This window comes from Bradyrhizobium sp. USDA 4341 (genome assembly GCF_054063755.1).
Genome location: NZ_JBSSGO010000002.1, coordinates 6816829 through 6830338 on the forward strand (window position 1 = coordinate 6816829; position 13510 = coordinate 6830338).

Consider the following 13510-nt stretch of genomic DNA (forward strand, 5'->3'; position numbering starts at 1 on the left):
ATGCTCAGTTGGTGACCTTGGTGCTGCTCACCAGCGTCGGCTTCTCGATGTAATTCTCCGCGAAGATCTTCTTCAGGTTCTCGACCTTCGGGATGTCGTTATACGCAATATAGGGTTGGTTCGGGTGCAGCGTCAGGTAGTCCTGGTGGTAGCCCTCCGCCGGATAGAACGCCTCCAGCGCGCCGACCTTGGTGACGATCGGCTTCTTGTAGACCTTGGCGGCGTTGAGCTGGGCAATATAGGCATCCGCCACCTTCTTCTGCTCGTCGCTGGTCGTGAAGATCGCCGAGCGATACTGCGTGCCGGAGTCGGGCCCCTGGCGGTTCAGCTGGGTCGGGTCGTGCACGACGGAGAAAAAGATCTGCAGGATCTTGCCGTAGGAGATCTTCTGCGGGTCGTACTTGATTTCGACGGATTCGGCGTGGCCGGTGGTACCGGTCGAGACCTTCTCGTAATCAGCATTCGCCTTGCTGCCACCGGAGTAGCCGGACACCGCGCTGACGATGCCGGCGGTGTGCTGGAACACGCCCTGCACACCCCAGAAGCAGCCGCCGGCAAGCACCGCGGTCTTGATGCCGGTTTCCAGCGCGCTCGCGGCCGGCGCCGGGATGACCACGGCGTCCTCGGCGGCAAGCGAGGGCGCAACCGCAAAAGCGGCAACGGCCAGCGCGCCGATCGCGGCGGCGCAAAGCGAGAGGCGGCTGAGGGAGCTTTTGGGCATGGGTTCCTCGTGAGATCGCAATTGGGGGCCAGTCTAGAGCGGGAGCCGGCATTGGCAAATCGGGCCGGGCTGCTCCGACGCTTCAAAATACGGGCGAGGGAGCGTTTTGTTACGGCGCCGGCCACACGGTTTCGTGAGGGAAATCAGCGAGGTTCAGGGATGACGGTGATGGATTTTTGCCCGCGGCCTCTCGACGCCCGTCGTCCTGGCGAAAGCCAGGACCCATAACCACCAAATGTAACTGTAGGCGGGATCGTGGCCCAGCGTCCCGCAACAACAAGCAGGCGGGGTAATGGGTCCTGGCTTTCGCCAGGACGACGCTGAAGGTTGGTCCCGCCTGCGAGGCATACGCTCACCTGCTGTCAGGATGACGTCGGCGCCTGCGGGGCCTTCACACCACGATGCTCAGCCGCTTCGCCGCCCGCGTGATGCCCGTATACAGCCACCGCGCGCGCGAGTCCTGGAACGCAAAGCTCTCGTCGAACAGCACGACGTCGTCCCATTGCGAGCCCTGCGACTTGTGCACGGTCAGCACATAGCCGTAGTCGAACTCGTCATAGGGCTTGCGCTGCTCCCACGGCACGCCCTCGACGCCGCCGTCGAAACATTCGCCGCGCACCGAGACCTTGGTGACCTTGTAGCCGAAATCCTCGTCCGGCATCACGCGCATGGTGATGATCTTCGACTTCGACTGCGCGCGCGCCTTGACCCGCCACAGTCCGCCGTTGAACAGGCCCTTCTTGCGGTTGTTGCGCAGGCAGACCAGCTTGTCGCCGGCGACGGGGAGGGGATCCTCGATGTTCTGCCGCTGCCGCACCCGCATGTTGTAGGCGCGGCGGGTGTTGTTGCGACCGACCAGCACCTGGTCGGCCCTCATCACGCGGTCGGGATCGAGCTCCTTGCGCGAGACCACCTCGCTCTCGCCATGGCGGCCGATCTCGAGCTCGCGGCCCTCGCGGATATCCATCGACATCCGCACGATCGGATCGTCCTGCGCCTGTCGATGCACCTCGGTCAGCATCGCGTCGGGCTCGGCGTCGGTGAAGAAGCCGCCGCCCTGGATCGGCGGCAATTGCGCGGGGTCGCCGAGCACCAGCAGCGGGCAGTCGAATGACATCAGGTCGCGGCCGAGCTCGGCGTCGACCATCGAACATTCGTCGATCACGATCAGCTTCGCTTTTGATGCCGGTGCATCGTCCCACAATTCAAAGCTCGGCTGCTCGACGCCCGACTCGCGGGCGCGGTAGATCAGGGAATGGATCGTGGAGGCGCTGTCGCAACCCTTGTTGCGCATCACGAGCGCCGCCTTGCCGGTGAAGGCCGCGAACTTCACCTCGCCGTCGACGCCTTCGGCGATGTGGCGGGCGAGCGTGGTCTTGCCGGTTCCGGCATAGCCGAACAGGCGGAATACCGGCGGCGTCCCATTCTGGCCGGGCTTGGCTTTCAGCCAGTCGGCAACGGCTTTCAGCGCGGAGTCCTGGTGCGGCGTAAAGCTGGTCATGAGCTTTCGGAAGGGTGAGCGCGCGATCAATAACGCCGCGACTCAGCTCGTTGCAAGCTAACCATTCGTGCGTTCCGATCAAGCCGGCTTCCGCTACGCGGAATTGGGGTTTCGTCCCCGAGGCTAGACTTGGGGTGCTGTGGCACTAGACTGCCGTAAAACAACAAATGGTCGGGGACCACAACAAATGGTCAAGCACGCGACCTTGGGAGTGACGCCATGAAATTCGGCATCTTTTACGAGCTGCAACTGCCGCGCCCCTGGAAAGACGGCGACGAGCTCAGGCTCTACCAGAACGCGCTGACACAATTGGAGACCGCGGACCGGCTCGGCTACGACTACGCCTGGGTCGTCGAGCATCACTTCCTCGAGGAATATTCGCACTCGCCGGCGCCGGAATCCTTCCTCGCCGCCGCGAGCCAGCGCACCAGGAACATTCGGCTCGGCCACGGCATCTTCCAGCTCACCACCAATCATCCCGCGCGCGTCGCCGAGCGGGTGGCGGTGCTCGATCTGCTCTCCAACGGCCGCTGCGAGTTCGGCATGGGCGAGAGCGCCTCGATCACCGAATTGACGCCGTTCGGCCGCGACATGGAGACCAAGCGCGAGGTGTTCGAGGAGGCGGTGAGTGCGATCTTCCCGATGTTCACCAAGGTCGGCACCGAACATCACGGCAAGTATTTCGACATCCCGCTGCGCAATGTCGTGCCGAAGCCGGTGCAGAAGCCGCATCCGCCGCTCTGGATGGCCTGCTCGCAACTGCCGACGATCGAGCGCGCCGGGCAGAATGGGTTTGGTGCGCTCGGCTTCCAGTTCGTCAGCGCCGAGGCGGCGCATGCCTGGGTGCACGCCTATTACAACGCGATCACCAAGCGGCTGAAGAAGCTCGCCGACTACGAGATCAATCCCAATATGGCGCTGGTCTCGTTCTTCATGTGCGCCGAGACCGATGAAGAGGCGCGCAAGCGCGCCGACGGCGCGACCTTCTTCCAGTTCGCGCTGCGCTATTACGGCCAGGCGCAGAACCGGCAGCGGCCGGCGCCCGGCACCGTCAACATGTGGGACGAGTACAACAAGTGGAAGCGCGAGAATCCCGAGGCGCAGGAGGCCGCATTGCGCGGCGGCCTGATCGGCTCGCCGGAAACGATCGCTAAGAAGCTACGGCGCTTCCGCGCCTCGCATATCGACCAGGTGATCCTGCTCAACCAGGCCGGCAAGAACACCCATGAGCACATCTGCGAGTCGCTCGAATTGTTCGGCAAGGAAGTGATGCCGGAGTTCCAGCACGATCCCGAGCACGATGCCTGGAAGACGGGCGTGCTTGACGGTTCGATCCAGCTCGAGGAGATCGACACCCAGGCGTTCTCGGACCGCTACGGTAAACTCGCGGTCAATGTCGGCCCGAAGACCGCAGCCGCGGGCTGATAGCGCGAACCGGTATCCGCTTCGCTCGAAAACGCTCCCGTGCAGCGACCTCGCGATCGCGTGAAGAAAATAATTCGCTACGCGCGACCTGCGCCTTGAACGAAACGGCACGCGCGATGCCCGCACCGAAGTGCTGATATCGCTATTTTTGTGCGGTGCTCGACAGCTTCATTCGCGCGCCCCATCATCCTGACATCGCATGATCGCGTGTTGAGAAACGCGCTTGATCGTCAGGAGAGTCTTGGAATGAAGCGTCGTGAGTTCCTCCAGCTGTCGCTTGCCACAGCCGCTGCTGCTGCGCTGTCAGGGCGCGCGCAGGCCCAGGCGGACGCGAAGGAAATTCGTATCGGCTACCAGAAGAACGGCGTGCTCGTTATCACGCGCCAGCGTGAGGCCCTGGAAAATCATTTCAAGCCGCAGGGCGTCAGCGTGAAGTGGGTCGAGTTCTCCTCGGGTCCGCCGATGATGGAGGCGATGAATGTCGGCAGCGTCGATTACGGCGCGGTCGGCGATTCCCCGCCGATCTTCGCGCAGGCCGCGGGCGCGGCCATCGTCTATGCCGCCGCGCAGCCCATCATCAATGGCTCCGGCATCCTGGTGCCGCAGAATTCGGCAATCACCGCCATCGCCGATCTCAAGGGTAAGCGGGTCGGCTTCACCAAGGGATCCAGCGCGCACAACGTCGTGATCCAGACGCTGGAGAAGGCCGGGCTGACCTATGACGACATCACCCCGGTCTATCTGACGCCGCCGGACGCAGGTCCTGCCTTTGCCAATGGCGGCATCGATGCCTGGGCGATCTGGGATCCGTATTTTGCGATCGCCGAGACCAGGCAGAACGGTCGCATTCTGGTCAAGAGCAGCGATATCACCAAGACCAACGCGTTCTACATCGCCAACCGCGATTTCGCGAACAAGCACGGTGCCCTCCTGCAGCAGATCGTCGATGTCACGACATCGACGGCGAAATGGGCAGAGGCGCACCCCGACGAGGTCGCGAAATCGCTGGCCGCCGTCACCGGCGTGCCGCTGGATATCCAGACCATCGCGGCAAAGCGCGCCGGCTTCTCGGTCGGCCCCGTGACCGACGACATCATTGCGACCCAGCAGGGCGTCGCCGACCGCTTCTTCAAGCTCGGCCTGATCCCAAGGCAGATCGCGATCCGCGACATCGTCTGGCGCAACACCCAGACCTGATCGGCGCGTTTGGTCAATTCATATGCAGAGGACATTCCCATGACGCGTTTATTTCGGCGCTGGGTCGCCCGCGCGGTGCTGTCGGTCAGCATCGTCGCCGCCACCGTCGGCGCCTCCTACGGCCAGGAGAAAGTCGTCCGCATCGGCTATCAGAAATACGGCAAGCTGGTGCTGCTGAAGAGCAAGGGCTCGCTCGAGGAGAAGCTGAAATCAGTCGGCACCAAGGTGGTGTGGACCGAGTTTCCGTCCGGGCCGCCGCTGCTTGAAGCGCTCAATGTCGGCGCGATCGATTTCGGCAACACCGGCGAGGCGCCGCCGATCTTCGCGCAGGCCGCCGGCGCACCGATCCAGTATGTCGCCTATGAGCCGCCGGCGCCGAAAGGCGAGGCGATCCTGGTGCCGAAGGACAGTCCGATCAAGTCGGTCACCGATCTGAAGGGCAAGAAGGTCGCGCTGAACAAGGGCTCCAATGTCCACTATCTGCTGGTGAAGGCGCTGGAGAAAGCCGGCGTCAAATATTCCGAGATCGAGCCGGTGTTCCTGGCGCCGGCCGATGCACGCGCGGCGTTCGAGCGCGGCGCGGTCGATGCCTGGGTGATCTGGGATCCGTTCCAGGCCGCGGCGGAAGCTGCGACCGGCGCCCGCACCGTTGCAGACGGCACCGGCATCGTCGCGAACTATCAATTCTACTTCGCCTCGAAGAAGTTCCTGCAGACCGATCCGAAGATCGTCGAGCTCGTGCTGGCGCAGCTGAGCGAGGTCGATGACTGGGCCAAGGGCGACATCCACGCCGTCGCCGAACAGCTCGCGCCGAGCATCGGCCTGTCGGTCCCGGTGGTCGAGGTCGCGCTGAAGCGGCAGGCCTACGGCATCAAGCCGGTCACCGACACCGTGATCGCGGATCAGCAACAGGTCGCCGACACGTTCTTCGCGCTCGGCCTGATCCCCAAACAAATCAAGATTTCCGACGTCGCATGGAGACCGGGCACGTGAGCACCGCAACCAACGCCAACATCCTCTGGTTCCTGCCGACCCACGGCGACAGCCGTTATCTCGGCACGTCGATTGGCGGCCGCGAGGTGAACTTCAACTATCTGCGGCAGATCGCGCAGGCCGCGGACCAGCTCGGCTATTACGGCGTGCTGCTGCCGACCGGGCGGAGCTGCGAGGACTCCTGGGTGGTGGCATCAGCCGTCGCGCCCTGGACTGAGCGCCTGCGCTATCTGGTGGCGGTCAGGCCCGGCCTGCAGTCGCCGAGCGTCGCTGCACGGATGACCGCGACCTTGGACCGGCTGTCGAACGGCCGCCTGCTGATCAACGTCGTCACCGGCGGCGATCCGATCGAGAACAAGGGCGACGGCATCTTCCTCGACCACGACGAACGCTACGCGGTGACGCGCGAGTTCCTCAACGTCTACAGCGATCTGCTGGCAGGCAAGACGGTCAATGTCGAAGGCAAGCACATCCGGATCGAGGATGGCCGCCTGCTGTTCAATCCGGTGCAGTCGCCGCGCCCGCCGCTGTATTTCGGCGGCTCGTCGGACGCCGGCATAGACGTCGCGGTCGACACCGTCGACAAATACCTGACCTGGGGCGAGCCGCCGGCGCAGGTCGCCGAGAAGATCGCCAAGGTGAAGGCTGTTGCCGCGCAACGCGGCCGCAAGCTCTCGTTCGGCATCCGCCTGCATGTGATCGTGCGCGAGACCAACGCGGAGGCGTGGCGCGCCGCCGACGAACTGATCCAGTACGTCACCGACGACACCATCGTTGCCGCGCAGAAGATCTTCGCGCGGATGGATTCGGTCGGCCAGCAGCGCATGGCGCAGCTGCATGGCGGACGGCGCGACAAGCTCGAGATCAGCCCGAACCTCTGGGCCGGCGTCGGCCTGGTGCGCGGCGGCGCCGGCACCGCGCTGGTCGGCGATCCGCAGACCGTCGCCGCGCGGATCAAGGAGTATCAGGACGTCGGCGTCGATACCTTCATCATGTCGGGCTACCCGCATCTCGAGGAAGCCTATCGGTTCGGCGAGCTGGTGTTCCCGCTGCTGTCGCTGGCGCAGCCGGGCAACGTGACGCCGATCCGCGTCAACACCGGGCCGTTCGGAGAAACCATCGGCAACGACTACCGTCCGCAGAAGCAGGCATCGCAATCATGAGTCTCATTGACAGTCTTCCGCGCGTCGGCGCGCCCAAGCTACCGAAGGTCGACGGCCTGATCCCCTGGATCGTGCCGCTTGCGATCGTGCTGGTCTGGCAGCTTGCCTGCGTCACCGGTTTTGTTCCCTCGCGCGTGCTGCCGGCGCCGACCGATGTCGCGCTCGCCGGGTGGAAGCTGCTGCTCTCGGGCGAACTGGTTCGCAACATCTGGGTCAGCTTCTGGCGTGCCTCGATCGGCTTCGTGATCGGTGGCGGTATCGGCTTTGCGTTCGGGCTCGCCAACGGGCTGTCGCAGCTCTCGGCGAAGCTCACCGACACCACGCTGCAGATGGTGCGCAACATCCCGCATCTGGCGCTGATCCCGCTCGTCATCCTGTGGTTCGGCATCGACGAGTCGGCAAAGCTGTTCCTGGTCGCGCTCGGCGTGTTCTTCCCGATCTATCTCAACACGCTGCACGGTATCCGCACCGTCGATCCGCAGCTGATCGAGATGGGCCGCATCTACGGCATGACTGACGGCGAGCTGTTCCGCCGGGTGATCTTCCCGGGTGCGCTGCCCTCGATCTTCGTCGGGCTGCGCTTCGCGCTCGGCATCATGTGGCTGACGCTGATCGTCGCCGAGACGATCGCGGCCTCGTCCGGCCTCGGCTACATGGCGATGCAGGCGCGCGAGTTCATGCTGATCGACGTCGTCGTGCTCTCGATCCTGATCTACGCCTTGCTCGGCAAGCTCGCCGACAGCGCCTCGCGGGCGCTGGAGCGGCTGACCCTGTCGTGGCACCCCGCCTTCCAGAAGAAGTGAGAATGAGAATGCAAGAAGCGCTTCGTTTCCAGCCCGTCGACGCCGAACCGGTTGACCACGCCGACATTGTCGTGAAGGCGCGGCATTTGCGGCGCGTGGCGGAAGGCGCGGCTCGCGGCCTGTCGCTGACCATCCGCGGCTTGCGCAAGGCGTTCGGCGACAATGAGGTGCTGCGCGGCGTCGACCTGCACATCCCGGCCGGCCAGTTCGTCGCGATCGTCGGCCGCAGCGGCTGCGGCAAGAGCACGCTGCTGCGCCTGATCGCCGGCCTCGACGCGCCGACGGCAGGAAGCATCGCCTTCGGTGAAGAACCTCGGGCGCAGGATGTCCGCGTCATGTTCCAGGAGCCGCGCCTGCTGCCCTGGGCGCGGGTGCTGTCCAATGTCGAGGTGGGGCTGGGGCGCGAGCGCTCATCTGCCGACGCGCAGGCGCGCGCCGAGCGCGCGCTGGTCGAGGTCGGCCTCGGCGACAAGCGCGGGGAGTGGCCGGCGGTGCTCTCCGGCGGCCAGAAGCAGCGCGTGGCCCTGGCGCGGGCGCTGGTCTCCCAGCCGCGCGTGCTGGCGTTCGACGAGCCGCTCGGTGCGCTCGATGCGCTGACCCGGATCTCGATGCAGCAATTGCTGGAGCGGGTCTGGCGCGACCAGGGTTTTACCGCGATCCTGGTGACGCACGATGTCGCCGAGGCGGTCGCGCTCGCCGACCGGGTGCTGGTCATCGAGGACGGCCGGATCGCCGAGGATGTCACGATCGACCTGCCGCGGCCGCGCCGGCGCGGTTCGGCCGAGCTCGCCGCGCTGGAAGGCGAGATCCTGAAGCACCTGCTCGAGGGCAGCGAAGACACGTCCGATCTGTGAGGTCGCCATGAATTCCGTTGTCCGTAATGTTTCGATCGAGCCCGCGGTCTCCGCCACCGAGTTCCGCGGCGCGATGCGCCATCTGACCGGCGGTGTTAGCGTCATCACGGCCGGCCGGGGCAAGGAAATCTCGGGAATGACGGTGACATCGGTGTCGTCGCTGTCGGTCGAGCCGCCGTCGCTGGTCGTCAGCATCAACCGCGCTGCCTCGTCATGGCCGCTGATCGCGCGCCATGGCGTGTTCGGCGTCAACATCCTGACCGCGGATCAGCTCGAGATCGCCGAGCGTTTCACCGGCAAGGGCGGCCTGAAGGGCGCCGACCGGTTCACTGGAGCCGAATGGACGACGCGCGCCTCAGGCGCGCCGTTGCTGGTCGGGGCACTGGCTGCGATCGACTGTGAGGTCGAGGAGGTCATCGAGCGGCATTCGCACGCGATCGTCATCGGTCGCGTGCTCGATGTGATCGCATCGGAGCGCACCGCCGCGTTGGCGTATTGGCACGGCGAATACGTCGCGATCGACCGCGACGAAGACGCCGCCAGGCTGGCCGAGGTCAGCCTGCCGTCACGTCACGTTCATCCCCGGCGCGTGCGCTAGCACCCGTTGCTGGTCCGGATCAGCCTTTAGAAGACTGCGCTCAGCGACGCCGGGCTGTCGATGATCACATTGCTGCCGCGGACGCCGGCCCATACGGCCTGGATGGTCTGAGCCGAATTGCCCAGTGGAATGCCGACGACGAGCGTGGTCGGGATGCGGCCAAAGCTCGACGGGGTCTCGTTATAGGTGAAGCTCGCGACCACCGGCGAGACCGCGCCATTGACGGTGATGCCGAACATGCCGCCCGGGATATCGTTGCCGGTGGCGTAGGGATTCGGAACGTTGAGGGTGATGATCGCGGTGGTGCCGACGCCCTCCGGGATCGTCAGGCTGAGGCCTTGCATCGCCGTGAACGTCGCGGAGGTGGTGGACAGGGTGCCGCTGGTCTGCGCGTAAAGGGCCATATCACTCTCCAGTTGTCTAAAATAGAAACACAATAGGAGATTGAATAAGGCAACCGCCCGCGCGGCATGTTGGCCGTGGCGCTTTGCCGGCAAGCGCACTAAAAGCCGCGGATGTTTCGGAGACGTGACGGTTCGATGAAGCGCGTGGGAGCTTGGCTGTTCTATCTCGTCGGCGCAATCGCGGTCGCGTATCTTGCGCTCTATGCGTATGTGACCTTCACCGGCCGCGACATCACACCCGGCGATCCGATCCGGATCTTTCGCAAGCCCGATGCGCCCAACTATTCGTGAGGCGCGGCAGTCGCGGCGGGATCGCCCCACCGCTCCTCTTTCTCAGCCGGCGCTCGCCATGCGCTGATAGTCGGGCGCGCCATTGCCGGCCGGGGTGATGGGGATGCCGCCGTCGGCATATTCGTTCAGCTTGTTGCGGAGCGTGCGGATCGAGATGCCGAGGATGTTGGCGGCATGGGTGCGGTTGCCGAGGCAGTGCTTCAGCGTTTCCAGGATCAGATCGCGTTCGACGTCGGCAACGGTGCGGCCGACCAGCGCGCGGGTGACCTGCTCGGCGGCCAGCGTGGCGTGCGCGACTGCGGGTGCGGTCTTGGCGAGGTCGAGACGGTCGCCATCGGGGGTCAGGATCGCGTCCGCACCGATCTCGTCGCCCTGCGCCATCAGGACCGAGCGATGGATGGTGTTCTCGAGCTCGCGGACGTTGCCCTGCCAGCGATTCGCGGTCAGGACGCGGCGGGCCTCAGTCGAGATCGGGCGGATCGCTACGCCGTTGGCCTCGGCATATTTCTTGGCAAAATGCTGCGCCAGTTCGAGGATGTCGGCCGGACGATCGCGCAGCGGCGGGATCTTCAGATTGACGACGTTGAGGCGGAACAGCAGGTCCTCGCGGAAGCTGCCTTCGCGCACCGCCTCCGACAGATTGCGGTTCGAGGTCGCGATGATGCGGATGTCGACCGGAACCGGCTTGGTGCCGCCGACGCGGTCGATCACGCGCTCCTGGATCGCGCGCAGCAGCTTGGACTGCAGCCGGACATCCATCTCGGAGATTTCGTCGAGCAGCAGCGTGCCGCCGGTCGCTTCCTCGAATTTGCCGATGCGGCGGGCCACCGCGCCGGTGAAGGCGCCTTTCTCATGGCCGAACAGTTCGGATTCCAGCAGGTGCTCGGGGATCGCCGCGCAGTTGATCGAGATGAACGGCCGCTTGGCGCGGGCCGAGCGGGAATGGACATAGCGCGCCAGCACCTCCTTGCCGGTGCCGGACTCGCCGGTGATCATCACGGAGGCGTCGGAGCCCGCGATCTGCTGCGCGAGCTTGATCACCCGGCCCATCGCCTCGTCGCGATAAATCAGGTCGCGCGCGTCGTTGGCGACCGCGGCGAGCACCGCTGCGATCAGCTCGGGGTCGGGCGGCAGCGGGATGTATTCCTTGGCGCCGGCATGGATCGCGGCGACCGCGGCGCGGGCATCGTTGGAGATGCCGCAGGCGACGATCGGCACGTGGATGTGTTCGGCCTCGAGCCGCATCACGAGGTCGCGGATGTCGAGGCCGACATCGACCAGCAGGAGGTCGGCGCCCTTGCCGCTGCGCAGCACGTTCATCGCCTGCTCGGCGGCCTCGGCGTGGGTCACCGAGGCGCCGTTATCCATCGCGATCTTGGTCGCGGTCGTGAGCTGGCCCTTCAGGGTGCCAACGATGAGAAGCCGCATGATGATCTCCTGTTCGTCTGGTCGCGCAGGTTCCGCGCGCTACCGTCTGGTTGTTACGAGCGTTCTGCCTTGATGATTTCGGTCATGGTCACGCCGAGCTTGTCTTCCACCAGCACCACTTCACCACGCGCCACCAGGCGGTTGTTGACGTAGATATCGATCGCCTCGCCGACGCGGCGGTCGAGCTCGAGCACGGTGCCCGGTCCGAGCTTCAGCAGGTCGCCGACGTCCATCTTGGAGCGGCCGAGCACCGCCGAGACCTGCACCGGCACGTCGAACACGGCCTCGAGATCGGCGGCGATGCGCGCGGCATTTTCGTCCTCGTTGTAGCCGATGTCGTCGATCCCGGGCGCGTCGGCGGCGTTGAGATCGGGAAGCGGGACTTGGGTGTCGGTGTCGCTCATGGTTCAGCCCTCAATCCTTCAGCCGGTCTGGCTGCGGGACGCCAGATAGCGCCCGACGAGTTCGTTGATCTTGCCTTCGATCGCGGCGCGCTCCAGCACCACGCCGCCGTCGGCCCATTCGATCCGGCAGTCGCCGGTCGCAATCGTGGGCTCGGCGAGGATGACCAGCCGGCCCTGGAAGCCGGAATGCGCTGCGACCCGCTCGATATTGTCCTGCGCCGCCTCGTAGAGCGCGTCATTGATGCGGACCACGAGATGCGGCGTCGCCACCAGATGCGAGAAGCAGTCGGAGACCAGCGCCGTGATCTCGCCGAGCGGCTCGCGTGCGACCAGTTCGGAGCAGAGCTTGCGGGCGACCGCGACCGCGACATCGACGGCCTCGGTTTCCATCCGGGTCTCGATGCCGGCGAAGCGGGCGGCGATGCCCTTGATCGCGGTGCCGATCTCTTCCAGCGCCTGCGCCGCGCGGCGGTCGCTCTCGACCTTGGCCTCGCGCAGCGCCGCCTCATAGCCGGCGCGATAGGCCCGCGCCTCGGCGTCGGCGACCTTCTGCGCGACCTCAGCCGGGGTCGGGGCGCGCTCGCGCGAACGGTCTGGCGCCGAGAAGTCTGTGTCGAACAGGAATTTTGCGGGCGCGGCCATCAGTACACCAGCTCGTCGTCGGCGCGGTTCTTGGTCAGGGTGATCTCGCCGCGGGCGGCGAGGTCCTTGGCGAGGTTGACCAGCAGCGCCTGGGCCTCGTCGACGTCGCGCAGGCGCACCGGGCCCATCGCGGCCATGTCGTCCATCAGCATCTTGCCGGCGCGGGAGGACATGTTGCCGAGGAAGAAGCTGCGCACCTCCTCGTTGGCGCTCTTCAGCGCGACGCCGAGCTTGTCCTTGTCGATGTTGCGCATCAGCGTCTGGGCCGAGGCGGAATCGAGCTTGATCAGGTCGTCGAAGGTGAACATCAGCGCCTTGATGCGCTCGGCGGATTCGCGATTTTCCTCTTCCAGCGAGGTGATGAAGCGGGTCTCGGTCTGGCGGTCGAAATTGTTGAAGATCTCGGCCATCACCTCATGGGCGTCGCGGCGGCGGGTCTGCGACAGGTTGGACATGAACTCGGTGCGCAGCGTCTGCTCGACGCGCTCGATCACTTCCTTCTGCACCGCCTCCATCCGCAGCATGCGGCCGACCACGTCGAGCGCGATGTCCTCGGGCAGGATCGCCAGCACGCGCGCGGCGTGTTCCGGCTTCAGTTTCGACAGCACCACGGCGATGGTCTGCGGGTATTCGTTCTTGAGGTAGTTGGCGAGCACCTCTTCCTGCACGTTGGAGAGCTTCTCCCACATGTTGCGCCCGGCGGGCCCGCGGATCTCGTCCATGATGCCGGTGACGCGCTCGGCCGGCAGATATTGCTGCAGCAGCCGTTCGGTGGCGTCGAAATTGCCCATCAGCGCGCCGGAGGCCGACATCCGCGAGACGAATTCCAGCATCAGGTCCTCGACCACGTCGGCCTCGACGGTGCCGAGCGTCGACATGTGGACCGACAGCTCGCGGACCTCCTCGTCGTCGAGCATCGACCAGATCTTGCCGCCATATTGCTCGCCGAGCGCGAGCATCAGGATCGCGGCGCGCTTCGGGCCGGGCAGCGGCTTGCCCTTGGGCCGGGCGCTCTGCCGGTTCGCCAGCGTCGAGAGGACGGTGGCGATGTCGTTGGCGTTGGTGGTCTGGGGTACGGCGGCCATG

At 65.4% G+C, this 13510-nt stretch carries 15 protein-coding genes; 8 read left to right on the forward strand and 7 right to left on the reverse strand.

The features are described 5' to 3' along the window. Window positions 1–4: 4 nt before the first annotated feature. A complete protein-coding gene (gene msrA, locus ACVIGB_RS38260; protein WP_456718807.1) occupies window positions 5–721 on the reverse strand; it encodes a peptide-methionine (S)-S-oxide reductase MsrA in 717 nt (238 codons plus the stop codon). A 391-nt stretch (window positions 722–1112) separates the two neighbouring features. Further along, a complete protein-coding gene (locus ACVIGB_RS38265; RefSeq protein ID WP_456718806.1) occupies window positions 1113–2222 on the reverse strand; it encodes an ATP-dependent DNA helicase in 1110 nt (369 codons plus the stop codon). A gap of 219 nt (window positions 2223–2441) precedes the next feature. Here ACVIGB_RS38265 and ACVIGB_RS38270 point away from each other — a divergent pair, with 219 nt between their 5' ends. The 7 genes from ACVIGB_RS38270 (at window position 2442) to ACVIGB_RS38300 (ending at window position 9255) form a co-directional block, all read left to right on the forward strand. After that, entirely contained in the window at window positions 2442–3647 is a 1206-nt protein-coding gene (locus ACVIGB_RS38270; protein ID WP_456718805.1) for an LLM class flavin-dependent oxidoreductase, read from the forward strand. Between the two features lie 246 nt (window positions 3648–3893). Next, window positions 3894–4844 (forward strand): sulfonate ABC transporter substrate-binding protein, encoded by a 951-nt coding sequence (locus ACVIGB_RS38275; protein ID WP_456718804.1) that lies wholly within the window; start codon window positions 3894–3896, stop codon window positions 4842–4844. Between the two features lie 39 nt (window positions 4845–4883). Continuing rightward, the gene (locus tag ACVIGB_RS38280) at window positions 4884–5837 is read left to right on the forward strand and encodes a sulfonate ABC transporter substrate-binding protein (RefSeq protein WP_092117286.1); all 954 of its coding nucleotides are present in this window, start codon (window positions 4884–4886) and stop codon (window positions 5835–5837) included. Then, window positions 5819–7000, forward strand: coding sequence for an FMNH2-dependent alkanesulfonate monooxygenase (gene ssuD, locus ACVIGB_RS38285; RefSeq protein ID WP_456718803.1), 1182 nt, complete (start codon window positions 5819–5821; stop codon window positions 6998–7000). Before ACVIGB_RS38280 ends, ssuD begins: the two co-directional genes overlap by 19 nt. Continuing rightward, window positions 6997–7803: an ABC transporter permease subunit gene (locus ACVIGB_RS38290; protein WP_092117282.1), complete on the forward strand. Its 807-nt coding sequence runs from the start codon at window positions 6997–6999 to the stop codon at window positions 7801–7803. Before ssuD ends, ACVIGB_RS38290 begins: the two co-directional genes overlap by 4 nt. Window positions 7804–7811: 8 nt before the next feature. Continuing rightward, window positions 7812–8657: an ATP-binding cassette domain-containing protein gene (locus ACVIGB_RS38295; protein ID WP_456724976.1), complete on the forward strand. Its 846-nt coding sequence runs from the start codon at window positions 7812–7814 to the stop codon at window positions 8655–8657. A gap of 7 nt (window positions 8658–8664) precedes the next feature. Then, on the forward strand, window positions 8665–9255 hold the full coding sequence (locus tag ACVIGB_RS38300) for a flavin reductase family protein (protein WP_456718802.1): 591 nt from the start codon (window positions 8665–8667) through the stop codon (window positions 9253–9255). A gap of 26 nt (window positions 9256–9281) precedes the next feature. On the opposite strand, the gene ACVIGB_RS38305 is transcribed toward ACVIGB_RS38300, so the two are convergent. Continuing rightward, the gene (locus ACVIGB_RS38305) at window positions 9282–9659 is read right to left on the reverse strand and encodes a hypothetical protein (RefSeq protein WP_456718801.1); all 378 of its coding nucleotides are present in this window, start codon (window positions 9657–9659) and stop codon (window positions 9282–9284) included. Between the two features lie 135 nt (window positions 9660–9794). On the opposite strand from ACVIGB_RS38305, the gene ACVIGB_RS38310 reads away from it, so the two are divergent. Further along, entirely contained in the window at window positions 9795–9950 is a 156-nt protein-coding gene (locus ACVIGB_RS38310; RefSeq protein ID WP_171947754.1) for a hypothetical protein, read from the forward strand. Between the two features lie 42 nt (window positions 9951–9992). On the opposite strand, the gene flbD is transcribed toward ACVIGB_RS38310, so the two are convergent. Genes flbD through fliG form a run of 4 tightly spaced genes read right to left on the reverse strand, consistent with a single transcriptional unit; the run spans window position 9993 to window position 13509 of the window. Next, window positions 9993–11378 (reverse strand): sigma-54-dependent transcriptional regulator FlbD, encoded by a 1386-nt coding sequence (gene flbD, locus ACVIGB_RS38315; protein WP_092117274.1) that lies wholly within the window; start codon window positions 11376–11378, stop codon window positions 9993–9995. A gap of 53 nt (window positions 11379–11431) precedes the next feature. Continuing rightward, entirely contained in the window at window positions 11432–11782 is a 351-nt protein-coding gene (fliN, locus tag ACVIGB_RS38320) for a flagellar motor switch protein FliN (protein WP_050631817.1), read from the reverse strand. Between the two features lie 18 nt (window positions 11783–11800). Next, on the reverse strand, window positions 11801–12424 hold the full coding sequence (locus ACVIGB_RS38325) for a FliH/SctL family protein (RefSeq protein ID WP_092117272.1): 624 nt from the start codon (window positions 12422–12424) through the stop codon (window positions 11801–11803). Beyond that, window positions 12424–13509 carry a flagellar motor switch protein FliG gene (fliG, locus tag ACVIGB_RS38330; RefSeq protein WP_021077001.1) on the reverse strand — a complete coding sequence of 362 codons (1086 nt, stop codon included), beginning with the start codon at window positions 13507–13509 and terminating at the stop codon, window positions 12424–12426. The genes ACVIGB_RS38325 and fliG overlap by 1 nt, the downstream gene beginning before the upstream one ends. Between the last annotated feature and the right edge of the window lies 1 nt (window position 13510).